The sequence below is a fragment of the Fibrobacter sp. UBA4309 genome, from assembly GCF_002395745.1.
In the GTDB taxonomy this organism is placed as follows: Bacteria; Fibrobacterota; Fibrobacteria; order Fibrobacterales; family Fibrobacteraceae; genus Fibrobacter.
On record NZ_DGUN01000025.1, the window covers coordinates 37140 to 60090 of the forward strand.

At 55.3% G+C, this 22951-nt stretch carries 17 protein-coding genes and 1 tRNA gene; 10 read left to right on the forward strand and 8 right to left on the reverse strand.

What is annotated here, in order from left to right:
* A partial coding sequence (locus tag B3M32_RS02525; RefSeq protein WP_290743384.1) for a phosphate acyltransferase occupies positions 1-1842 on the forward strand: 1842 nt, incomplete at its 5' end.
* A gap of 112 nt (positions 1843-1954) precedes the next feature.
* On the opposite strand, the gene B3M32_RS02530 is transcribed toward B3M32_RS02525, so the two are convergent.
* The gene (locus B3M32_RS02530; protein WP_290743387.1) at positions 1955-4132 is read right to left on the reverse strand and encodes a glycoside hydrolase family 5 protein; all 2178 of its coding nucleotides are present in this window, start codon (positions 4130-4132) and stop codon (positions 1955-1957) included.
* Between the two features lie 175 nt (positions 4133-4307).
* Positions 4308-5759: a cysteine--tRNA ligase gene (cysS, locus tag B3M32_RS02535; RefSeq protein WP_290743389.1), complete on the reverse strand. Its 1452-nt coding sequence runs from the start codon at positions 5757-5759 to the stop codon at positions 4308-4310.
* Positions 5760-6063: 304 nt separating this feature from the next.
* Between cysS and B3M32_RS02540 the strand changes: the two genes are divergently transcribed.
* The 4 genes from B3M32_RS02540 to B3M32_RS02555 all read left to right on the forward strand — a co-directional run bounded on the left by B3M32_RS02540 (position 6064) and on the right by B3M32_RS02555 (position 9337).
* Positions 6064-6930: a flavodoxin gene (locus tag B3M32_RS02540; protein ID WP_290743392.1), complete on the forward strand. Its 867-nt coding sequence runs from the start codon at positions 6064-6066 to the stop codon at positions 6928-6930.
* Positions 6931-6935: 5 nt separating this feature from the next.
* A complete protein-coding gene (locus B3M32_RS02545) occupies positions 6936-8060 on the forward strand; it encodes an adenosylhomocysteinase (RefSeq protein ID WP_290743394.1) in 1125 nt (374 codons plus the stop codon).
* 129 nt (positions 8061-8189) lie between these two features.
* A complete protein-coding gene (locus B3M32_RS02550) occupies positions 8190-9164 on the forward strand; it encodes a hypothetical protein (protein ID WP_290743396.1) in 975 nt (324 codons plus the stop codon).
* Between the two features lie 17 nt (positions 9165-9181).
* On the forward strand, positions 9182-9337 hold the full coding sequence (locus B3M32_RS02555; RefSeq protein WP_290743398.1) for a hypothetical protein: 156 nt from the start codon (positions 9182-9184) through the stop codon (positions 9335-9337).
* Positions 9338-9424: 87 nt separating this feature from the next.
* On the opposite strand, the gene B3M32_RS02560 is transcribed toward B3M32_RS02555, so the two are convergent.
* Positions 9425-11203 carry a DNA repair helicase XPB gene (locus tag B3M32_RS02560; protein WP_290743400.1) on the reverse strand — a complete coding sequence of 593 codons (1779 nt, stop codon included), beginning with the start codon at positions 11201-11203 and terminating at the stop codon, positions 9425-9427.
* 104 nt (positions 11204-11307) lie between these two features.
* Positions 11308-11380, reverse strand: a tRNA-Thr gene (locus tag B3M32_RS02565).
* A 118-nt stretch (positions 11381-11498) separates the two neighbouring features.
* On the opposite strand from B3M32_RS02565, the gene B3M32_RS02570 reads away from it, so the two are divergent.
* Positions 11499-12185, forward strand: a complete 687-nt coding sequence (locus B3M32_RS02570; protein WP_290743407.1) for a tetratricopeptide repeat protein — start codon at positions 11499-11501, stop codon at positions 12183-12185.
* A gap of 55 nt (positions 12186-12240) precedes the next feature.
* Here B3M32_RS02570 and B3M32_RS02575 read toward each other — a convergent pair whose 3' ends face one another.
* The 4 genes from B3M32_RS02575 to B3M32_RS02590 are packed head-to-tail and all read right to left on the reverse strand — an operon-like array spanning position 12241 to position 16812.
* The gene (locus B3M32_RS02575) at positions 12241-13248 is read right to left on the reverse strand and encodes a rhomboid family intramembrane serine protease (protein WP_290743408.1); all 1008 of its coding nucleotides are present in this window, start codon (positions 13246-13248) and stop codon (positions 12241-12243) included.
* A gap of 7 nt (positions 13249-13255) precedes the next feature.
* The gene (locus tag B3M32_RS02580) at positions 13256-14845 is read right to left on the reverse strand and encodes a PHP domain-containing protein (protein ID WP_290743409.1); all 1590 of its coding nucleotides are present in this window, start codon (positions 14843-14845) and stop codon (positions 13256-13258) included.
* Positions 14845-15948 carry a hypothetical protein gene (locus B3M32_RS02585; protein WP_290743410.1) on the reverse strand — a complete coding sequence of 368 codons (1104 nt, stop codon included), beginning with the start codon at positions 15946-15948 and terminating at the stop codon, positions 14845-14847. Before B3M32_RS02585 ends, B3M32_RS02580 begins: the two co-directional genes overlap by 1 nt.
* A gap of 9 nt (positions 15949-15957) precedes the next feature.
* On the reverse strand, positions 15958-16812 hold the full coding sequence (locus B3M32_RS02590; protein WP_290743411.1) for an outer membrane protein assembly factor BamD: 855 nt from the start codon (positions 16810-16812) through the stop codon (positions 15958-15960).
* Positions 16813-16877: 65 nt separating this feature from the next.
* Here B3M32_RS02590 and B3M32_RS02595 point away from each other — a divergent pair, with 65 nt between their 5' ends.
* From B3M32_RS02595 to B3M32_RS02610, 4 genes are read left to right on the forward strand one after another with little or no spacing between them, the layout of a single operon-like run.
* Positions 16878-18278, forward strand: a complete 1401-nt coding sequence (locus B3M32_RS02595) for an LptF/LptG family permease (RefSeq protein ID WP_290743412.1) — start codon at positions 16878-16880, stop codon at positions 18276-18278.
* Positions 18275-19366 carry an LptF/LptG family permease gene (locus B3M32_RS02600; protein WP_290743413.1) on the forward strand — a complete coding sequence of 364 codons (1092 nt, stop codon included), beginning with the start codon at positions 18275-18277 and terminating at the stop codon, positions 19364-19366. Before B3M32_RS02595 ends, B3M32_RS02600 begins: the two co-directional genes overlap by 4 nt.
* Before the next feature lie 10 nt (positions 19367-19376).
* Positions 19377-21215 (forward strand): sensor domain-containing diguanylate cyclase, encoded by a 1839-nt coding sequence (locus tag B3M32_RS02605; RefSeq protein WP_290743414.1) that lies wholly within the window; start codon positions 19377-19379, stop codon positions 21213-21215.
* Between the two features lie 3 nt (positions 21216-21218).
* A complete protein-coding gene (locus B3M32_RS02610; RefSeq protein WP_290743415.1) occupies positions 21219-22712 on the forward strand; it encodes a sodium:solute symporter in 1494 nt (497 codons plus the stop codon).
* The last annotated feature ends 239 nt before the right edge of the window (positions 22713-22951 follow it).

Below are 22951 nucleotides of genomic sequence, written 5' to 3' on the forward strand. Positions count from 1 at the left end.
GACCAGCACGGTACGGCCATCATTTCTTCGGCGGGCCTGCTGAACGCTATCGAGGTTGCGGGTAAGAGCATCCGTGACGTGAAGATGGTGGTGAACGGTGCGGGTGCAGCCGCCTGCGCCTGCACGCGACTTTACCTGTCGCTCGGTCTCAAGAAGGAAAACCTCGTGATGTGCGACAGCAAGGGCGTCATCCGCAAGGACCGCAAGGGCCTCACCGAAGCGAAGGCCTTCTTTGCGACCGACCGCACCGACATCGAGACGCTTGAAGACGCCATGAAGGGCGCCGACGTGTTCGTGGGCCTCTCGAAGGGCAACATTTTGACCCGCGAGATGGTACGCAGCATGGCCGACCAGCCGATCGTTTTCGCGCTCGCGAACCCGACTCCCGAAATCAGCTACGAAGAGGCGATGGCGAGCCGTGGCGACCTGATTTTTGCGACGGGCCGCAGCGACTATCCGAACCAGGTGAACAACGTCATCGGCTTCCCCTACATTTTCCGCGGTGCCTTGGACGTGCGTGCCACCTGCATCAACGAGCACATGAAGCATGCCGCCGTGCGTGCGATTGCCGCCCTGGCGCACCAGCCCGTGCCCGACGTGGTGAACATCGCCTACAACGCCCAGCGCTTTACCTTCGGCAAGGAATACTTGATTCCGAAGCCTTTGGACCCGCGCCTCCTCACGGAAGTTTCTATCGCCGTCGCGAAGGCAGCCATCGAAAGTGGCGTGGCCCGCAAGCCGATTACTGACTGGGACGCTTACTACGACAAGCTCCGCGACATGATGGGCTACGACAACAAGCTTATCCGCCAGTTCAGCGATACCGCCCGCAGTAACCCGAAGCGCGTGGTGTTTGCCGAGGGCGACAACCTCAACATGCTCAAGGCCGCCGTGCAGGCGAAGCTCGAAGGTGTGGCGCACCCGATTCTGCTCGGTAACGCCGAACGCATTCAGATGATGGCGAACAAGGAACAGCTCGACCTCACGGGCATCAAGATCGTGAACCCGCGCTCGCCCGAAGAATTCGAACGCCGCCGCAAGTATGCCGGCATTTACGCCGAAGAGAACGGCCGTAACGGCGTCACCTTCGACGAGGCTCGCGACGACATGTTCGAGCCGAACCACTTCGGCATGATGATGGTCAAGATTGGCGATGCCGACGCATTCATTACCGGTGGCTACTCCAAGTATTCCGAGACCATCGAACTCGCGAAGGAAATCATCGGTATCCGCGAGGAATATAAGCACTTCGGTGCCATGCACATTCTGAGCACCCGCAAGGGAACGTTCTTCCTGGCCGATACGCTCGTGAACCGCGATCCCGATGTCGATACGCTCGTGGATATCGCGAAGCTCACGCACGATGCCGTCCGCTTCTTCGCCCACGAACCGGTGATGGCGATGCTCAGCTACGCGAACTTCGGTAGCGACAAGGAAGCGGCCCGCGGTACGGCCAACAAGGCCCGCGACGCGGTGAAGATGATTCACGAGCAGTTCCCGGACTATGTTCTCGACGGCGAAATGCAGGTGAACGTGGCCTTGGACAAGGAACTGCGCGACAGCAAGTACCCGTTCAACAAGCTCAAGGGCCAGACGGTCAACACGCTCATCTTCCCGTGCCTATCTTCGGCAAATACCACTTGCAAGATGCTCCTCGAGATGGGTGTAGGCGAATCCATCGGTCCCGTGCAGATGGGCCTGAACAAGCCGGTGCATTTTACCGACTCCGACGCTTCCGTGCACGACATCTTCAACCTGACGGTCGCCGCCGTAATTGACGCGATTGTGCAGGAGAAGAAGGACGAAGAAAAGAGCCGCAAGAAGTTCGACAAGATGTGGTAACGCTCTTTTGCTGTTATTAGAAAATCCCCCGCGGCTTATGCCGCGGGGGACTTCCACACACCAAATTTTTCTCCGGCAGCTGAACCTCAAGAAATGCTGCCGAGATCAGGTGCTATTTTAGAATGACCTTCTGCACGAGCTGCTGGCTGCCCTGGCGAACGATAAGCATTGCGGGGCCGCGGTAGTTGCTCATGAGATCCACACTGTTGGAACCCTTGCTTGCGGTGAAGTTCTGCTGGGCAATCACCTGGCCGAGGCTGTTCATGAGCATTGCCTTGGCCGGAGCGGTCTTTGCGGCGGTGAAGCTTGCGCTCACCACGCCCGGTTGCACATTCACGAGCATCTTGGATGTTGCGGCGACTGCTGCGGGCTTAATGGCATCCGTTCCACTGAGAGCGACAACCTTGCCGGTGGCGGTGCCTGCGAGGTCAGACTTTTTATCGAAGTCGTCGATGATTTCGGTGGAACCGTCGGCCTTGATGCCCTTGATGTAGTCAAAGGTGATAGTGCCTGTGACCTGCGTGCCGTAGAGGTTCAGACCGATGGCGTTTGCCTCGTTGAGACCCGTGGGTTCGTTGCGGAAATCTTCCCACTTGACTTGGAAAGTCTGGAAGGAGCCGGTGAGTTCCTGGTCGGCCTGCTCCATAACGGGGGCGTCGAACCAAGCCCAGCTGCTGCCGGTCATCATGAAGAGGTCCATGGAGGTCCAGCCGTAATCGCCGCAGCCGTCACTTGTTCCGGTGCAGGGTCCTGCAGAGGCGACGGAACCTTTCAGGCGGACTTCGATGCCGACGTACTTGGAGAGATCCTTGTTTGCGCCGCTGAGGTTGACGCGGACCGTGCCCACTTCGCTGGAGTCGGAAGTTACTGTCTGGTAAGTCACCTGTACGCCCTTGCCTGCTTCGGTTTCGGGGACTTCGTTTTCGTTCACCAGGCTGTCAAGGTTGCTCTGGTTGTTGCCTTCCTGGCCGTAAGCCTTCTGCAAGGCGTTCAAGACATCTGGGTCGAGAATGCTGTAAGTGCCCTTCTGGCGGGTGATGATGGTCATGTTGCCGTCGTTTTCGGCGCCGGTATCCCAGACGTAGGGAACAATGCCGTTGGCCTTCGCGTTCTTCGCGACTTCGCCGTAGAAGAGGGCGCGGCCCTGCAAATGGAGCTTGAGGTTTGCTGCATCGGTAATCTGGCCGGTGCGCTTGATGGCTCCGAGTTCGCCGATAATCACGGGAATGCCCTTGTCGCAGAACATGGTCTTGAGTTCGCCGAAGGACTTCTTGATCTGGTTCGGGGTGCCGAGCGCGGAATTATCGATGCTTTGGCTGTAAACGTTCCAGCCCATGTTGTGCTCAGTGTCGGTCGTGCTGGAAAGGCCGGTGTAGTAATAATATTGCTTGCCCCAGTCTTTGTCTTCGGTCATCAAAGAGTATTGATACGGATAGTAGTGGACTTCGGCCATCATGTAGCCGGCGCCTGCAGGGTCGGTGGGCCAGTTCTGGCTCAGCATGGGGGCGTTGTCCATCTCGGTACGCGGGGCCTGCACGATGAGGGTGCGGGTGGCATTGTTGCCGCCGGCGTTACGCACGGAGGTGATGAAGGCGTCGTAGTAGCCCTTCAAAACCTGCATACGGGTGTTGTCGAATTCCCATTGGCCGTTGCTGCCCCACGGGTCGTTCACGCCCGGTTCGTTGGCGCCTGCAAAGAGGAGGTGCTCGTCGTAGTCCTTGAAGTAGGTTGCAATCTGCTTCCAGTAGGCGGCCTGACGGGCCTTTGTCGTTGCGGAACTGTTAACGATGTTGTTTGCGCCGTCGCGCGGGCTTGCTGTGCCGTCATACACGCGGTCTTCGAGCCAGCCTTCGTCCCAGTGGGAGTTCAGCACCACGTACATGCCTTCGGCGATAATCATGTCCACTACGTCCTTCACCTGCTTGAGCCATGCGGCGTCAATGGTCGGGTTTGTGAACGAGGCATCCTTGCCCACGTGTTTGTAGGTATCGTTGTCGGCGGTGCCGCCGTATGCGGCGATATCTTTAGCGAGAGCGTCGGAATGGGAATACCAGGCGCAAGGAATACGCACGGTGTTGAAACCTGCCGCCTTGATTGCCTTGATGTAGCCGGCGGTCGGGAGCGGGTTGCCCCAGGCGGTGGGGTTTTCCGGCACTTCCATGGTGTTGCCGATGTTGTATCCCATGCCCATGGGTGCGACCAGTTCGCTAGCTTTGGGGAGGGCGAATGCGCTAGAAGCGGCGAAAAGTGCCGTACCGCAAAGGATTCCAAACATTCCGATACGTGTCATGATGACTCCTTGGTATAACTTTCTGCTAAAAAATTAAATCCGGGGGGTCCCAAAGTAAATAAAAAACGGCTCCAGGCCGTTTTTTGCGATGAAAAGTCCTCAACGGACACAACGTTTAATTAACGCAAATATTGCGTAGATTATAAAAGTAAGCCCAGATTGGGAGATTTTAGGCTTACTTGATTTCCCAAGTCGTGCCATCCTTGGAGTCCTTGATGACCACGTTCATCGCGGCGAGCTCGTCGCGGATGCGGTCACTTTCGGCCCAGTTCTTGGCGGCACGGGCTTCCTTACGGGCGGCAATCAGCGCTTCAATCTTTGCGACATCCACACCGTCGTTTGCGCCCTTCTTGGCGTATTCTTCACGAGGCTGGTCGAGCTTCAAACCGAAAATCTGGTCGAAGTCGGCCACCAGGGCGGCCTTTTCGCCGTCATCGATATCGCTCTTGAGCATCGTGTTCATGATGCCCAGCGCACGCGGCATGTTCAGGTCGTCACCGATGGCGTCCTTGAATTCCTGCTGGAATGCCTTGGCGGCATCGCTGGTAATCGCGGTAGCCTTGCCGATCAGCGGGTCCGTCTTCTTGTGCAAGCTCTTGAGGCCTTCCTTCGCGCCTTCCAGGGCTTCCCACGTGAAGTTCAGGTAGTTGCGGTAGTGGCTGCCGATGGCGAAGAAGCGGTAGTCGAGCGGGTTGAAGCCGCGGTCCATCAGGAGAGGTACCGTCAGGAATTCGCCGCTGGACTTGCTCATCTTGCCGAACTTCTGCTCGGTCGTGCCGTCTTCCAGTTTTTCTTCGCTGGCGGTGCGCAGGAATTCGCCGTGCATCCAGAAACGTGCAAAGGTCACGCCGTTGGCGCATTCGCTCTGGGCGATTTCGTTCGTGTGGTGCACGCGGATGTGGTCGGTACCGCCGCAGTGGATGTCGAGGGTCGGGCCATTGTACTTCATGGCCATGGCGGAGCATTCGATGTGCCAGCCGGGGAAACCGACGCCCCACGGGCTGTCCCATTCCATGGCGCGCTTCTTGTCCTTCGGGCTGAACTTCCACAGGGCAAAGTCGGTGGCGTTCTTCTTTTCGCCCATGTCGATGCGGCTACCCTTGCGCAGGTTTTCCACGTCGAGGCGAGCGAAGTCCGCATAGCGCGGGAACTTGAGGCTATCGAAGTAGATGCCGTCGCTGGTGCGGTAGGTGTAGCCCTTTTCTTCGAGGGTCTTCACCAGGTCAATCTGTTCCTGGATGTGCTGCGTGGCAGGCGTCCAGCGGGTCGGTTCCTGGATGTTCAAACGGTGCCAGTCGGCCATGAAGGCGTCGGTGTAGAACTTCGCGATGTCCCAGACGGACTTGCCTTCGCGGGCGGCGCCCTTTTCCATCTTGTCGTCGCCGGAGTCGGCGTCGCTGGTGAGGTGGCCCACGTCGGTGATGTTCACGATGTGGTTCACCTTGTAGCCGTAGTACTTGAGCGTACGCACCAAGAAGTCTTCGAAAATGTAGGTGCGGAGGTTACCGATGTGGGCGAAATGGTACACCGTCGGACCACAACAGTACATGCGCACGGCGGGAACGCCTTCGGGGAGTGTGAATACTTCTTTCTTGCGCGATGCGGTGTTGTAGAACTGTAGAGCCATTTTAGCCTCCGTTAAAGCGGCGCAACATGCGCCAAGCGGGGACAAATATAGCAAAAGGCGAGAGTCGTGCCAATGGCACTAGTGCTAATTGGCATGACCGAGCCGAGCTATATGCACTCCGAAGGAGTGCCAATATAGCAAAAGTGTGCAAGGCGAGAAAGCGGGGCCGCTTGCGGACCCATTTTAGAGCCGCAGCCACGGACGCCGAAGGCGTCAAAAGTGAGCAAGGTGAGTAAGGCGAGGGTCGCGACAATGGCGCTTGCGCCCATGTTTTTTTTACTAATTTCTTGGGAGAGGTAACAATATGAAAATGTCTTTCAGTGTCGTTTTGGCTTTTTCGCTGACTATGCTCGTCGGTTGTAAAGAGGAATCAGCTCAATCCAAGCAGCAGGCAGAACCTGCCGCGCAGGTGAGCAAATCCGTGGTGGTCTACTACTCCCAGAATGGAGCGACAAAGACTCTTGCAGGGATCTTCAAGGAGGCGATTGGAGCCGACGTGATCGAATTGCAGCTGGCGAATGCGTACCCGTCTACGTACGACAGTACGATTGCCGCCGTGGGCGCCCAGCGCGAAAGTAAACAGTGGCCTGCACTCGTGAACGCAAGGCGCGAACTGGCAAGATACGATACGGTCTATTTGGGTTACCCCATCATGTTCGGGTCTTTCGCTCCTCCGATTTACACTTTCCTCGATTCGAACGATCTTTCCGGGAAAGTGGTGGTACCGTTCTGTACGTACGGTAGCGGAGGCCGCAAGGCGAGTGCCGCCGAACTTAAGGAGCTTGAACCGAATGCGAACGTGACGCTTGCCATGGGAATTTCCAATAGGCGGATAACAGCTGAAAATGGTGCCGAAATCGCCAAGGAAGAAGTGATGGCGTTTCTCGAAAACCTCGCTGCAGGCAAGACCGACGAGATGCTCATGGGCGGATTCTCGGAGCAGCGTCCGCTTACGGCAGAAGACTCCGCCGTGTTCGCTACCGCGACAAAGGATTATGCCTACCTGAGCCTCAAACCGCTGAGCGTTTCGACGCAGGTGGTTGCGGGAACGAATTACCTGTTCTTGTGTACGATGAGCGGGTTCAACCGTCCGCCGACCGAGACGATGGTCAAGATTTTCAAGCCGCTCCCGGGCCGCGGCGAGCCGGAACTGATTGTCGTGGAAAAATAAGGCACATGCTGTTTTCTGAAATTGTAGACGAATTCTATGAGCCGAAAGAGTATCCGGCTTTGGCGTTGTTGTTGAACGAATGGGAAAGAACGAAGCCCTTCGACGGACTGCGCGTTCTTGCCGCCACGCCAATTTTCAGGAACACGATGGTGCAGTACATGGCACTCCTTGCCGGCGGGGCGATTCTTTCTGTGGGGCGGTCCTTGGGGAAAGGCTCTGCCGCCATGCCTTTCGATAGCGAGGTGGTGGAGTACGTGCGTGATTGCGGCGTCCCCGTAGTGACCGATGAAGACTTGAGAAAAGGCCTGACCAAGGACGATTTCGACCTGATTCTCGATTGCGCGGGGCAGTTCTCCTTTTGCAAGCCCCGGTACGGATTTGTCGAACTTACCCGAAGCGGAGTGCAGTTCTTTGAGAACAGCGAAGCTCCTGTCTATGTGGCCGATAGCGGCATCGTTAAGCGTATCGAGACTATTCTTGGTACAGGCGACGGCTATTTCCGTGGCTTGGAATATTTTGGGTCTCGGGATTTCGAGGGCAAGAACCTGGTTGTTTTCGGTAGTGGCAAAGTTGGTTGCGGCATCGCTCTGCAGGGAGTGCAACGTGGCATGAATGTCCGTACGGTTACGGATAAATTAAATTCCGGAGCCGGTACCGATTTCTGTGACGTGTTGACTAGGAACAATGTGCAGATAGTAGATTTCCGTGACGAAACGTCTGTCTCCGTTGCAATAGGCTCTGCGGATTATCTTGTAACGGCGACCGGGAAGAAAAATGTCTTGAGTGAATCTGCGGTGGCGTCGCTCTTGTCCAATGATCGTTTGATTGTTGCAAATATGGGCGTAGAAGATGAATTGGGCAAAGGCGTGTCGGCTGATCGGGCTTTGAATGCCAAGGCGCCGCTGAATTTTGTGCTTGAAGAACCTACGCACTTGAAATATATTGATGCGAGCCTGGCTTTGCACGCCGCGCTTGGCGAACAGCTGTTGGCAGATTTTCGTAACATTAAAGAAGGGGAACTTCCCTTTTCGGGACCGCAAGATCCGCCGATGGAATTGGAACAGCGGTTGATTCTGACCTCGATGCAGAACGGTGTTATCGGGGACGAAATTTACAATTTGCTTACGTAAGAAACGCAATGCGTTTTTTTTGTGACGTCAATGTTCTTTTTTAAGGACATTGTTTTTTTGCTCTCTTGAAAAGCCTTGTTTTTTTTCTAAATTTGGCGCGGGAAAAAATTAACCCAAAGCGAGAGAACAATGAGAAAAACATCCTACACAGCTGTAAAGGCTGTATTTGTTGCGGCTGTTTCCTTGGCCGCTATTGCCTGGGCAGAACGCCCGTCAGGAACGCCCGATTGCGAATTTACCGGCGGTGCCTTCTACAGGTCCAACAATACTCTTTACCTTGAATCGTTCAACACGGAATCCGCTGCTGTGGAAATTACTTCATCTGCAAAGATGTGCGTAAGCGAAAGGGCCAATAAGCCTTACAAAGTTGTCGTTGAACGCAATACGAAGTTGGCTGTCAACTCTACTATCGTGCTTCCGCTTGATTACAGCCTGAAAAACGATTGCTCCCAGCTGTACGAACCGGTGCAGATGGGCAAGGACAAGGATGGCAAGTGGAATTTTACTGCCAAGAATGCGAAGGGAGACGGTAACGCCAAGAAGCCCATGCTGTTGATTACCGATACCGAAAAAGAAGCCTGCAAGGACGTCAAGGAAATCACCTTTACTACGAATTCCGATTTGGACGATACTCCGGCACAGCACTTGATTACGGATGTCCAGATCTATAACAAGGAAACAGGAAAAAGTGACTGGGACCTTGTGGGAACGTACTCCTATGTCAAGTGGGAAGAAGGTCACTCGGACCTGGGCTCAATCTACGGCTACGCCGCCAAGGACAAGGGCGCTGTGATGGCCGGCCAGTTCGTCAAGGTCGGTACCGGAGCCTACGTGGCTCCGCTCCGTGCCTACCTGAAGTACATCGGGGATTCGAAATCTCTCCTCAAGTCCGCGGCTCCGGCCCCGGCCGATATCGAACTTCCTGAATCCATCGAAGTCCGTCTCGTTGACAGCGATGGCGACCTGACGGGTATTGCCAAGTGGAACATGGCTACAGGCGAAATTACCAAGGTGAATGGCTGGTACGATCTGAATGGCCGCAAGCTCAATAAGAAGCCCGAAAACAAGGGCATGTTTGTCGGCAAGAAGACTATCCGGAAGTAATTATAGGGGAAACGAAGATGATGAAGAAAGAATATAAGGCCCCGAAGATGGAAATTGTGGATTACAAGCACCAAGCCTGCCTGCTGAGCGGTAGCGACGAAGAAGCTTGCGATGCTGATTACTGCGACGAACTCGGCTTCAATGCCGATAGCGCTACGAGCCACAAGGTCTAAGTTTTAAATTCCTTGATTGTTGGGTAAAGTCCCGGAAGCGAAAGCTCCCGGGACTTTTATTAATCCGATGTTGAAGAGATGCGGCGCTTATTGGCGTGCCGCGAGTTCTTCGGGCGTACGGGCGAGAATGTCCCAGTCGCCGCGCTTGATGATCTTGTAGGCGTAGCCCTGTTCCGTGAGGAACAGCTGGCGATTCATCGCGAATTCCTGTTCCTTGGAATCCTGTGTCACGATGCTGTAGAAATGTGCGGCACCGCCGTCGCTCTTGGGACGCAGGACACGGCCTAGACGCTGGGCTTCTTCCTGGCGGCTGCCGAACGTTCCCGAAATCTGGATAAGCACGTTTGCGTCGGGCAGGTCGATGGCGAAATTGCCGACCTTCGATACCATGAGGTTCTTGAGTTCGCCGCTGCGGAAGGCCGCATACAGCTTTTCGCGTTCCTTGTTCGGGGTCTTGCCCGTGATGAGGGGGATGCTGAGTTCCTTCGAGAGGTTCTCGAGCTGCTCGATGTATTGGCCGATAATAAGAACGCGGTCATCGGGCTTGTCGAAGTGCTTGAGCAGACGCTGCACGATGTCGTTCTTCTCGGGATTCGTCGATGCGAGTGTAATCTTTTCGCGGATGGGCGCGAGGGCGTACTTCATCTTGAGTTCCGCTTCCATCGGGATGCGGATTTCGTTACAGTCGGCGGTGGCAATCCAGCCCTGCGCTTCCAAAATGCGCCACGGGATGTCGTACTTCTTGGGACCGATAAGGCTGAATACTTCGGTTTCCTTGTGGTCTTCGCGCACTAGCGTGGCGGTAAGGCCCAGGCGGCGGGTCGCCTGCATTTCGGTGCTCAGGCGGAACACCGGGGCGGGCAACAGGTGCACTTCGTCGTAAATCATGAGGCCCCACTTCTGCTGGCTGAACAGCGGGAAGTTCGCGAGTTCCTTCTTGACTTCCTCGTCGGTAAATTCGTCGAGCTCGGTTTCGGGCTTCTCGTTTTCCGCCTGCTTGGCGCGCTTGCGCTGGGTCAAAATCTGGTAGGTTGCGACTGTCACCGGGCCGATTTCCTTGACTTCGCCGGAATATTCCTTCACCTGATCGATGGTCAAGTCCGTCTTGTCGCAGATTTCGCGAATCCACTGGCGGCTGGCCGAAATGTTCGGCGTCAAGATGAGCGTCTTGGTCTGTACCAGGGCCATGGTGGCAAGGCCGATGACGGTCTTACCCGAGCCACAGGGCAGCACGATGACGCCCGAACCGCCCTTTTCGGATCCGCTCGCGTAGAATACCTGGGCCGCTTCTTTCTGGTAGTCGCGCAGGTCGAATTTCTTGCCCGAAAGCGTCGTTTCGCGCAGGTGGATGGGCAGGGGGTCGCCTACGGTATAGCCGGCGAGGTCTTCGACGGGGAATCCCGCGTTGGTTAGGGCCATCTTGAGGTGGCCGCGGCGTTCCGGATCCACTTCGGCATGCAAATCGTCGATAAAGTGGAGAATGTAGGGTTCCACTTCCTTGAGCTTGCAGATTTCGGTGAACATGTACTTGTCGTCGGATTCGACGATTAGGTGGTCCCCGTCCTTCTTGAGGCGCAGTAGGCCATATCGTGCCATGTAGTCTTCGACTTCGGTAATCACCGTCTGCGGAATCGGGTAACGGCTCTGGCTTTCGAGACGGTCGAGGACCTCTTTTGCACGCAGCCCTGTCGCTGCGGCGTTCCACAGGCTCAAGGGGCTGATCTTGTAGGTATGCAGGTGCTCGGGGCTCTTGACAAGTTCGGTAAAGGGGGCAATCGCATCGCGAGCTGCTTCGTAGGTGGGGGCGTCGACCTCCACCATGATTTCCATGTTACTCTGGACAATAATGGCGCCGTTAGGATTCATAGGACGCCAAATTTAGTAAAAATGGGTGGGGGGCGGCAAGAGCGTCGCGGATTGGGCCGAAATAAGAAAAAGCCCCGAAACCTTGACGGAATCGGGGCTTTTCGAGCCACCCAGCAGATTTGAACTGCCGACCTGCTGATTACGAATCAGCTGCTCTACCAGCTGAGCTAGAGTGGCATAGCGGGGCAAAAAATAGCAATAGGGGCCTTTTTTGTCAAGATAAATGTTCGTCCGGTTGGCAAAGTCGTTTAATTTTTCTATGATTGTTGCACAAAAATTAAAAATGGAAGTCAAAATGGCTAACGAATCGAATCAGAATAATTCTGAAATTAAGCAGTTTTTTATCCAGCACGGTACCAAGGTTCTTGTTGGCTTGGCCCTGATCCTCGTTGTCGTCGCTGGCGTCATCCAGGTCAAGGAAACCCGCAAGGCCGCCGCTGCCGAACAGGCTGAACTCCTCGGCGTGGGCATGACCTACCTCTATGCGAACGAAAAGGATAGTGCCCTGGTGGAATTTGAAACGCAGATCAAGGCCGGAAAGATCGAAGGCCTCGCTCTTGCCAAGGCTGCCCTCTTTGCTGGCAACATCAAGTTCGAATCCGGTGACTTTGACGGTGCCGCAGTGCTCTTCCAGAAGTCCTTGGACAATGCCGGCTCTGTTGAACTGGTCCGTTCCGCCGCCATGCACGGTCTCGCCGCAGTGAAGATCGAAAAGGCCGACTATTCCGCGGCTGCCGGTCTCCTCGAAAAGTATATCAGCGAATTCGGCAAGCGTACCGGAGACAAGGAAGACCGCTTCCAGAAGGAAGAACCTCTGGACGAGGTCCCGATGGTGGCTGACGCCATGTGGAAGTTGACGCTGGTCTATCAGCAGCTCGGCGCAAACGACAAGGCCAAGAACACCGCCGAACGTATTCTCGAAGTCTACGGTGACAACCAGATGTACGCTGACAAGGCCAAGAAGTTCATCGCGAGCCTCTAGTTCGACTGCGTAATGGAATTTGAATGGCCGGCCCTTTGGGCTGGCCTTCTTGTTTTTAGGCGAAGGCCATTTTCCAGCCGATTACGAAGATGGCGTAGTAGGCGACGATCCACACGAGGTCTATCAGGGCGGTGGGCTCTCCCCAGCGGAGCATTTTCTTTTTGGGGATAATGCCGCAGAGCATGCCGGCGATGAATCCGTAGGCGTGTCCCAGGATGTCGGCGTGCTCCCCGAGTCCGAGGAAGACGGCTATCGAGATGGCGCCGCAAAGCGGGGCGAAGCGGCGCAGCATGCCGTGAGTTTCCTTGGGCATCAGGCGGAACTCGATGACGGAGAGCGCCCCGATGCAGGCGAATACGAATGTCGAAAAGCCGAGGGCGCGGAAATCGGACCGCACCGTTAAGGCAACGCAGAGGTTCGCGATGGCGCTTGCCATGGCGAGGAACGGTGCCATGCGGGCGAGGGGAATTCGGTAGGCCAGCAGGTTCAGTACGATATAGCCGGACACCAGGTTCCCGACTAGGTGGTGGCTGTCGCCGTGGAGCGTGAGTGCCGTGATGGTGCGCCACCATTCTCCGCGGAGAATCCGCTCTGCATCCGAAACGCCGAGCGAATGCAGCTTGCCGACGAGGTTCCCGAAATCGGCCAAGGTGCAGGCAACCGGTACGAGCAATACCCATATCGGCTGGAGGCTGATGGCGAGCGGCATGGGAGGGTTGTCTTTCTTGGGTGGGTTTTCCTTACAGTACAGCTCGATCTGGGAGCGTGCCCGCGGTTCGTTGTCGGGCAGGACGAAAATTTCGAAGGGACCTTCTTCGGTCCGTTCCAGGCGGTGTGCGATTCCCTGAGAAAGCAGGACTAGGCTGTAATCGCGGATTTGACGGTAGGTCCCCGAAACGATAAGTGCGGATTCTTCGGGCTGCGGTTCAGGAGGCTTTGATCCATTGTCCGGAGTTTCCGCTTGTGGATTAATGACAACGTTGTCTAAACCATCTGTCGAGGACGGATGCGAATTCTGCGGGCTCCTGTGCCGGATCATGGGGCTAACAAAACGCGGTGCCATGATACCCCTAGTAAAGCTTTGCTGCCGAAGTCATTGCGAAATGCCCGTCGGCGGTTTCGCATTCGGCGCGGAGGTAGGCGTAGTTGTCGATGGCGACGTTGATGTCGGTCTTGGCGCGCGCCATGACAAGGCTTTCTATGCACAGGACTTCTTGACGGGCAGGTTTGTTTTCGGGAGTACGGAACCTTCCGAAGATGCGGATATGCCGGAAGGCTCCACCGTAGTCGGAGGTGTTGCGCGCATGGAAGATGATGCTCTTGACACCGTGGACTTCGCCGCGTTCCCACCACAGAGCAGGACCGTCAGTAATGTAACAGTTTTCTCCTGCGAACGCTTCGTTTAGGTTTTCAAGCGAAAGCGTCGGGACGCTCTCCGAGGAGTCTTCTCTCTTGTCTAGCCGCACCACCGTCCGGACTTTGCCGAACACGTGATGGCGAGAATGCTTGAGCGAGACTAGCGGGATAGATATGCCGGTCGTGTCGTTCAGGTCTCCATGGGCGTCGTTGCCGCCGATAGGCAAAAGGAAGTTCCCCTTGCCGAGTTCCTCTATCCAGAACCTGCGACCCAGGAAAAAGCCTTCGTCGCGCGTGCCGTTCCAGAACTGGATTCCGCGGATGGAGTGTTTCTTGTTTGTGTTCAGGTCGGCAGGACTCCAGTAGCCACGCCTGAAGATGAATTTTTCGAGAAGTCCTATCGGCTGGAACGGATGTGCGGCAAAGCAATGTGCCGTAGTCGATTCCAAGTGGGCGGGGATTTTGAGCGTGGGCCTGTTTTCGAGCCAGTAGCGCCCGCAATCGCCGAGTCCGGGCATATAGCTTTCGGGAGCGAGGACTGTCATGTGGACGTTCTCGCCCTTGGTATTGCCGGCAGAAACTTCTTCGCCGGCAAGCAGTAGCGGTAAGTCTTTCGGGAGCGATGCTATCTCGTCGCGCAACGCCTGGAATCGCGGGACCGGCGATTCCGCTTCCTTCGTATAGTCTTCGCTGGAAAACGCAAAGTCGTAAGCGTGGTCCGTGCAGCAGACGAAATCCAGCCCGACATCTTTTGCCGCCTGCTGCAGGACCGCAGGCGTTGCGCCAAATTCCACGTGGTCACAGGAATAGTGCGTGTGGCAGTGCATTTCGCCTGCGGCGTATCCGGGAGCCTTTGGAGGTTCTTCGGCGAGGAACTTGATGACCAGCGGTTCGGACCGCAGGCCCGGGAGATTCCAACGTTTGATGGAACGTTTCAGGATTTTGCCCGATTTGTCCTTGCGGCTTACGGAGCATCGGAAATAAATTCTGTAGATTCCCGGCTTGGGCCTGGAGTAATGCAAGGGAATAAACGCGAAGCTTTCTTGAACGTCCTTGTTGACTGGAATGCTTACGGCTTCCTCCGTGCCGTTCCCGCAAATTTTGATTTCGACGGAATCGATATGAACCGGGAAACGGTTCGCATCGCGTACGACAATCCACAAGGTCGGTTCTTCTCCAGGTACAAACTGGAAAGGGGAGTCCGCCAGTATTTCGGGCCATGGCCTATACAGCAATGACCAGGGAAGCTTGAACTTGAAATGCGTTTCGGCGTAGTGCAGCTTTTCGCCCGGAAAGAAACTCATTATTCCTCCGGTTTTTTACTGCCAACGGCTTCCTTGACGGGTTGTTCTTTTTCAGGTGCCGGCGACTTCGATTCCTTCGAGTCCTGCGCGGAGGATTCCTGAATGGCTGTATCCGCTATAGTAGAATCCGTCTTTACAGAATCCGTCTTTACGGAATCGGTTTTTGCCGCATCCACTTTTACCGAGTCGGCTTTTATTGAGTCCGCTTTTACCGAGTCTACTTTTGCGGTGTCTACTTTGGCCGTGTCTGCCTTGACGGTATCCGGGACGGCATCGGTATCCGGAATGTCGTCGTCATCGTCTTCTTCCCTGGGTTTCGGCTTGTTCCATACGCCGAAGCTTACGCGGATTTGCAACTGCAAACCGCCGATATCCCACTTGGCCTTTTCCGTGGAGCCTTCGGGAACGATGTCGGCGAAGGATCCCTTGGATTTGACCTTGATGGAGCTGAAACCGATATCGCCGAAAACGTTCAGGCCCTTCCAGCTGGCAATCAGGTAGCCTACGCTGAACCCGAACCCGGCTCCCAGCAGGGAATTGTCGGCATCAATCTTTCCCCACGAGGAGTAGATTTCTGTACCCGGCAAAGTCCAGTACCAGCGCAATGCGATGCTGAAGAGCCCTCCGTCCGAAAGCGTCATCAGGTTCAGGGGAATCGCGAACCGGTATTCAAGGAAAAGCGGGATGCCCTGGATGGTGTAGCCGTAATTGTGCGACTTGTTCTTGCGGTCGGTCAGCACCACGGATTCGTCATCGTAGATGAATCCGATGCCGGCGCTCAGAAAATGGTCCTGCCTCACCTGGAATTGCAATCCCCCGGTAATGGGGAAACAGAAATTCACCTTCTGGAAGTTCTGCTTGGCTACGGAGAGGGATTCCTCTTCCGTTAACGCGTTCGCACGGAACTCCTGGTAGATGGTGTCGATGGCGTCTTGGAAATATTCGCGTTCCTCGAAACTGAGGAAAGAGATTGCCGGTTGCAGGAAAATGGAAATCCTGGAGTTGTCGTGCTCGGCAACGCCGTCGCTTGCGGCGAACGAAGGGGATGCCGCCAAGAGGACAAGGCTAAGCAGACCGCATATTTTCTTTGCCCAGGATTTCATACACGGAACCTAGTTGAGCATCTGCTTCTCTTCTTTCTGCTGGCGCTTGCTCTCGGAATCCTTTTTCAAACGCTTTTCGAACTTGGCTTCGGCCTTCGCAATCTTTTTCTCGGTCTTGGCGAGTAGCTTCTGGACGTCCTTGTCGTCTTCGGGGAGTTCAATCTTGGCCTGGGCGAGGTAGTTGCGGGCCGGTTCGAACTGGTCGAGTTCCGTATAGGCCTGGGCAATCAGGAACAGCGCTTCGCGACGGCGCTTGGATTTCTGGTAGGTTTCCAGGAATTCCTTGAAATAGATGACTGCGGCTTGAGGTTTGTCCATGCGCAGGTACAGGCGCCCTGTCTGGAATTCCTTTTCGGCCAGGCGTTCCACGAGCAGGTCGTAATAGTAGTTGACGGAATCGCGGAGCGGGGAATCCGGATAGTTCGAAAGATAGCGCTCGAAATCCCTCATGGCGATAGTCGTGTTCGCTTCGTCGCGGCTTACGCGGAATTCCATGTTGAACGATGCGATCGCCTTACGGAATTCGGCCGTTTCTACGAAGGGGGAACCCGGGAAATTGATGATGAAGCTGCCGTATTCGCCACGGGCTTCAATCCATTCCTCGAGGTTGAAATAGCTTTCGGCGAGCAGGAACTGCGACTGTTCCATGTAGCCGGTGCCGGCACAGAGCGAAAGGATGTCCTCCAGCTTGTCTTGGGCGCGCCCGTATTTACCCTTCTTGAAGAGCTCTTCGGCGGTCTCGTACTTTGCCCTGCAGAATTCGGTGTGGTTCACCTTGCCGGAATTGCTCGAAGAACAGCCGGCGAAAAAAGCGGTTGAAACGAAAAGACTGAACAATAAGGGCAACTTTGCAAAGGATTTCATTTTTTTTTCTTTGGTTAATTCTAATTTTCACGTATCAAAGTAGAAAAAAAAGACCGTAGAAAATAATGATTCTTGTCCGTTATGTGTTGAAAGAGCTGATTGCGCCATTTATGGCGGCTCTTTTTGGCATCACGTTTTTGTTTGTTGTGGACTTTTTGGTGAAGATTCTGGACAATGTGCTGTCCAAGGGCCTTCCGGCATCGACCGTTCTTGAAATATTTGCGTTGAACCTTGCATGGATGCTTTCTCTCTCCATCCCGATGGCTGTGCTTGTGGCGTGCCTCATGGCGTTTGGGCGCATGTCCGGTGACCACGAGATTACGGCGGTCAAGGCGGCGGGTGTTTCTCCGCTTTCGTTGATGCGTCCCGTTCTTCTGGTGGCTACGCTCTTGTCCGTATCGATGGTACTTTTCAACAACTGGGTGCTGCCCGAGGCGAACCACCGCTCCGTGGAACTGATGAACGCGGTCTCTCGCAAAAAACCGCACGTATTCATCGATGCGGGCAGGCTTATTACGCAGTTCCCCGATGTCCAGTTGTGGGTGAACCGTATCGACCCCGTCTCCGGCACGCTTTACGGAATCCAGATTTACGAAATGGAACGCAAGGGCGCCCCGAGAATCGTGTACGCGGATAGTGCCTCGATGGACTACGTGGACAACGGCGCCACCCTGATGCTGCGCCTCCGTAGCGGCGAAACGCACATCGTGGATCCGGACGATCCGGGCAACTATTTCCGTATCCGTTTCTTCTCCCAGGATCTTGCCATGAAAAACGTGGACGACCGCCTGGAACGCCGCAGCCGCAGCTACCGCAGCGACCGCGAAATGCCTGTGGAAATGATGATGGATGTGGTTGAGCAGGCGAAGGCGCGCTACGATACGCTGTGGGAAGCCTCGAAAGACAAGGCTTTGACCACCCTGCTCGATATGAATAAACATGTCTTGAGCGATTCCATTGTCCCGGATTCCGCCCAGTTCAAGATGGACGCGGATTCGGTCCAGCTTCGGCGGTCTCTCCAGAAAGTCCGTGTACAGGAACTGGCGGCGTTGCGCGCTACCGAACGCCTGTACGGTCGACTCGAAAACGAAGAAAAGCGCCAGGCGCAGTACCTGGTCGAAATCCACAAGAAGTTCAGTACATCCTTTGCCTGTTTCGTGTTCGTGCTGATCGGCGCCCCGCTCGGCATCATGGCGCGCAAGGGCGGTATCGGTACCGGCATCATCTACAGCCTCGCGTTTTTCGTCATCTACTGGATTTGCCTTATCGGCGGCGAGAACCTTGCCGACCGCCTCATCATCTCTCCCGAACTGGCCATGTGGGCGTCCAACGTCATCATCGGCATTTTCGGTATCTTTATCACGATTGCCATGGTGCGCGACCGTTTCAGCGGCGATTCCAAGGTGTTCAGGGCTATCCGGTGCGTGGGCGGGTTCTTCAAAAAGTTGACGGGGAGATTCGGATGAAATTTTCCCGCTACCTGATATGGAACTTCCTGAAGATGTTCCTCATCGTTATCCTTGGCGCCATACTCGTTTTTGTCGTCATCGATTTCGTGGGTAACATCAAGACATGGCTTGCCCGAGACATGAAAGACGTGGGCGAGTACTATTTCTGCTACTTGCCGTACATGTTGTACCTCATTACGCCGGTCGCGTTGTTTATCGCGGTCCTCGCGTCGGTAGGCAACATGGCGCGCCACCTGGAAATGTCGGCCATGCAGAGCTCCGGGCAGAGCCCGCTCAAGACATTGTTGCCGATATTCCTTTTGGGAATCCTTGTTTCCATGGGTTCGTTCGCGATGAGCGAACTGTGGTTGCCCGATGCGAACCACAAGCGTCTCGAGGTGATGGAGACCAATGCGCAAAAGCGCAAGAATCCCCGCGTCAAGGAAAAACAGAACTTTACCTTTATCGATAGCGAGAAGGCGAGCTGGTTCTTCCGCTACTATTCGGGCAAGAACAAGATGGGCCGCGAAGTCGTCCTGTTGCTGCGTGACCAGGGCAGGCTCAGGGAACGCTACGATGCCAAGGTGGTCCGCTGGATAGAAGAAGACAGCGTGTCCTACTGGATGTTCGAAAGGGGCTACCACCGCATTTTCCATAAGGACGGAACCGTCGACGTGGTGCCGATTTCCCGTGAAAAAATGCTCGACCGCGTGAACACGCGTCCGGGAGACCTGATCAACGAGCGCCAGGTCGCCGACGAGATGAATTCCAAGATGGTCCGCGAGAGAATTGAAGTGCTGAAACGTTCCGGCGAAGACACCAACGCCATGGAAACGGCCCTGCATTTCAAGCTGTCCGCGCACTGGATGAATTTTGTCGTCCTGTTGATCGGGGCGGCCCTATGTCACCGTTTTACCCGTTCTGGGGGGCTTTCTCAAAAATTCGGTATTGGTCTTTTGCTTGTTTTTAGTTATTATATTCTAGAAAGGATCGGTCTCAAGATGGGCGAAAACGGGGCGCTGACTCCGTTTTTGGCGGCATGGATTAGTCATTTCCTGTACGGGGGAGTCGCTAGTATAATGCTTTACCGGTCTTTCAGACTGTAGAAGGGAGAAAATGATAGTTTCCAATGTTCTTTTCATTGTGGCGGGCCTGTTGTTGGGCCTGGCGTTCCAGGGGGGGATGCTGCTATTTCTTATTCCCGTGGCGGGTGTCGCTGCTGCGCTCGGCTATATGAACCTGCCCCGCGTGCCCGGCGGAAAGACAGCTCCTATCCCGGTGATTACCCGTGTCGCCCAGGCGACGGGGATTTCTCCGGCAGTCACCCCGGATATCCGCAACTTCATAAAGGACGACGAATATAACGAACCGACTTCGACCTTGCGTGTGAACCAGTTCTGGGCACGTACGAATGCCGACGTGAACAAGGCGACAAACGACGTGCTGCAGGGCCTCAAGCGTATTATTCCCAACGCCTATTCGCTGATCGTATTTTCACCGCTGACCAATTTCAAGGAATGGTCCATCCGCGAATACTGCAGCGACCCGAATGCTCAGGTGGCCACCGATGTCCGCATTACGGAAAATTCCGGCTTGATTAGCCAGCTGTTCCGTCCCGAAGTGAACCGCCTTTTGGAAGGCGATCTGATGGGCGGCAAGTCCCTGCTCTACTATATCGACAATCCCATGATCAAGTCCCTGGTGGCCGTCCCCATGCTGGACCGCGAAAAGAACCGCATCGGGGCAATCGTTGTCGATTCCCTGTACCCGAACGCATTCTCTTCGGCTACGGCGCAGGCGCTGACGTATATCGCGAGCACGCTGTACACGCTTTCGTTCAAGAGTTTTGCATCGACCAAGAACTACATCGCCCAGCAGCAGTTCAGCGTTTTGTACGGCTACCAGCACAAGTTCTTCCAGACGATGTCGGTCAAGGACATCTTCCGCCAGATTTTCCAGTACGTCAAGGAAAATATCCCGTACGACCGCATGCTTATCCTGGCACTCGACAAGCAGAACCCCGAAGACAGCCACAAGGAGCGCGAAGGACGCGTCGTGTGCTGCGACGGTATCGATTCCGAACAGTTCGCCAGCAAGAAGTTCACGCTTTCGGACAAGGGCCTTGCCGTGCTCGCCCTTTTCAAGAATCGCCCTGTGGCGCGCGACTTCGGTTCCGGCATGAACCAGTATGTGCCGCGCATCGACGACAAGGAAAAGCGCAACATGGATTTCCGCCAGCTTTTCGTGATGCCCGTGTCCTCGGACAAGAACGCAACCCTTGCCGAACTCGCCATTTGTCTCGAAAGCCGTACGCCGAACCGCTATTCTGAACACGAGATGGAACTCCTCAAGGCGTTTGCGGGCGTCGCGGGCTTTGCCTACGTGAGGGCCTGCCAGTTCGAACAGGGCAAGGATCTGGCTTCCCGCGATGGCCTTACCGGTCTTATCAACCACCGTACTTTGCACGAAAGCCTCCGCACCGAAAAGATCCGTGCCAACAGGCAGCAGTACAACATCGGTGTGCTCATGATGGATATCGACCACTTCAAGAGCGTGAACGACACTTACGGCCATCCGATCGGTGACGTTGTCATCAAGGGCATTGCCGGTGCCATCAGCGGCGAAATCCGCAAGGAAATCGATATCGTGGCGCGCTACGGCGGCGAAGAGTTCGTCGTGGGGTTGATTGACACGACTCCCGAAGGGATGATCGAGACTGCTGAACGCATCCGCCAGGCGGTGATGAAACTGGAATTCGACGTACATCAGGCATCTCCGCTCCGCGTCACCGTGAGTATCGGCGCCTTCCTGGTGAAGCCGGAATTCCACGACATGAAGAAGGCCGTGAACAACGCCGACCAGGCGCTGTACAAGGCCAAGGAAAGCGGACGCAATCAAGTAATCCAGTATACAGACCTGACGGCGGAACACGTCGTTGTGGAAAAAGGAGCCTAACAGGTGTTTACCGTTTTTGACTGGGCCGTTCTTGCGGCCTATTTGCTGTTTTCTCTCCTTATCGGGCTCTGGGTTTCCCGCGGCAACAAGAACCTCAAGGAATACATGTTCGGTGGCGGTTCCATGCCGTGGATTGCCGTGGGCATCAGCCTGATTGCGACGTCCGTGAGTGCAACGACGTTTCTCGGGGCGCCGGCCGATGTCTTTGGCGACAACATGACGTTCCTCATGTTCCAGATTGGCGCCCTGCTGAGCATTGTGGTGGTCGGCTTTGTCTTTATTCCGCGGTTCCGCACGTCGGGCATCAGTAGTGCGTACGAACTCTTCGAAGTCCGCTTCAGCCGCCCTGTCCGCCGTCTTGCCGCCATATTCTATTGCTTGCACTTGTTGCTGCGTACAGGAATCCTGCTGTATGCGCCGTCTCTTGTGCTGGCGCAGATTCTGCATATCGACTTGCAGCTGGCCATTGTCGTGTCTGCTGCGGTTGCGATTTTTTACACATGGTTCGGCGGCATCAAGGCGGTTATATGGACCGACGTGATGCAGTTCTGCGTTTTCTTCGGCGGCGGCGTGCTGGTGCTGATTTTGATTTCGAATTCTGTCGGTGGCTTTGGCGCGATGGCCGCGATGGCCAGCGAGGCCGGAAAGACAAAGTGGTGGGATGCGAGCTTTGACATGTCGAATGCCCGTACGCTCGTGTCGGCGGGTTTTGCCTACGCCATCCTCGAAATCGCCATTCGCGGTTGTGACCAGCAGTTTGTACAACGTTATCTGAGCTGCAAGGACGTGAAGGCGGCGAACCGCTCTAGCGTGCTTTCGATGGTGCTGGGCTGTTTCGTGTCCGTCTTGTTCTATTGGGTGGGTGCCGCCCTGTTCGTATATTACAAGGTTGCGAAAGCGGGGACGCTGCCCGAAGGCATCGGCCAGAATGACGTTTTCCCGTATTTTATTGTGAACGGCCTCCCGGTCGGGGTTACGGGCCTGATTGTCGCCGCCATATGTGCGGCGGCCATGAGCAGCCTTTCGGGGGCCATCAATTCGCTCAGCAATACGTCGGAGCACGATTTCTTGGGTTGGGACGAATCCAAGGGTATAGGCGGCCTCAAGCGTGCCAAGATCTGGACTGTGGTCTGGGGCGTATTGGGCGTGTTTTTTGCGCTTTTTGCAGCCACGCAGCAGGGGAGCCTGCTCAAGAACGCCCTCTTCTTTACGGGGCTGTTTACGGGCCCGCTGCTAGGCATGTTCCTGCTCGCGTTCTTTGCAGACAAGTTATTCGGTACGGCGGAGCGCCGGCTGCGCGCCTGGGTCGTTATCGTGGCGGTCCTCTGCGGCATGGGCAGCCTGGTGCTGGTGCAGGGGATTCCCGCTTTTGGCGTCCCGGCGGTACTCGGGGGCATTTTCAGCTGGCCTTGGATGCCGTTTATCAGCATGACGACGACGATTTTGGTTGCCCTGATTGTCAATGCCGGGGCGAACCTGTTTGGGAAGAGGGCGTAGCCAAATCCGTCCTCTTTGTCAACGGGCGGAAGGGCGAAAAAAGCCTGTTTATAGTGTGAATAGATTCCCGAAAGCCTAAATGTTTGTGAGATACGGAGTTGGCTTTTGAAAGACCCGACCTGCGGTGGAGGTCCGGGTCGCTTTTTTTTTCGGGGTGTTGATAAGTTTTTCGAAATATTACAAAAAAATTACCGTAAATTGTAAATTTTTTGTTCTCGTTGCCAAATGTTTTATTATCT

Coding starts and splice junctions, on each gene's coding strand:
- B3M32_RS02590 (WP_290743411.1), bottom strand. CDS start 16,812: ATGAAATCCTTTGCAAAGTTGCCCTTATTGTTCAGTCTTTTCGTTTCA.
- B3M32_RS02600 (WP_290743413.1), top strand. CDS start 18,275: ATGAAATTTTCCCGCTACCTGATATGGAACTTCCTGAAGATGTTCCTC.
- B3M32_RS02605 (WP_290743414.1), top strand. CDS start 19,377: ATGATAGTTTCCAATGTTCTTTTCATTGTGGCGGGCCTGTTGTTGGGC.
- cysS (WP_290743389.1), bottom strand. CDS start 5,759: ATGGCTCTACAGTTCTACAACACCGCATCGCGCAAGAAAGAAGTATTC.
- B3M32_RS02540 (WP_290743392.1), top strand. CDS start 6,064: ATGAAAATGTCTTTCAGTGTCGTTTTGGCTTTTTCGCTGACTATGCTC.
- B3M32_RS02585 (WP_290743410.1), bottom strand. CDS start 15,948: ATGAAATCCTGGGCAAAGAAAATATGCGGTCTGCTTAGCCTTGTCCTC.
- B3M32_RS02560 (WP_290743400.1), bottom strand. CDS start 11,203: ATGAATCCTAACGGCGCCATTATTGTCCAGAGTAACATGGAAATCATG.
- B3M32_RS02555 (WP_290743398.1), top strand. CDS start 9,182: ATGATGAAGAAAGAATATAAGGCCCCGAAGATGGAAATTGTGGATTAC.
- B3M32_RS02530 (WP_290743387.1), bottom strand. CDS start 4,132: ATGACACGTATCGGAATGTTTGGAATCCTTTGCGGTACGGCACTTTTC.
- B3M32_RS02580 (WP_290743409.1), bottom strand. CDS start 14,845: ATGAGTTTCTTTCCGGGCGAAAAGCTGCACTACGCCGAAACGCATTTC.
- B3M32_RS02570 (WP_290743407.1), top strand. CDS start 11,499: ATGGCTAACGAATCGAATCAGAATAATTCTGAAATTAAGCAGTTTTTT.
- B3M32_RS02550 (WP_290743396.1), top strand. CDS start 8,190: ATGAGAAAAACATCCTACACAGCTGTAAAGGCTGTATTTGTTGCGGCT.
- B3M32_RS02595 (WP_290743412.1), top strand. CDS start 16,878: ATGATTCTTGTCCGTTATGTGTTGAAAGAGCTGATTGCGCCATTTATG.
- B3M32_RS02545 (WP_290743394.1), top strand. CDS start 6,936: ATGCTGTTTTCTGAAATTGTAGACGAATTCTATGAGCCGAAAGAGTAT.
- B3M32_RS02575 (WP_290743408.1), bottom strand. CDS start 13,248: ATGGCACCGCGTTTTGTTAGCCCCATGATCCGGCACAGGAGCCCGCAG.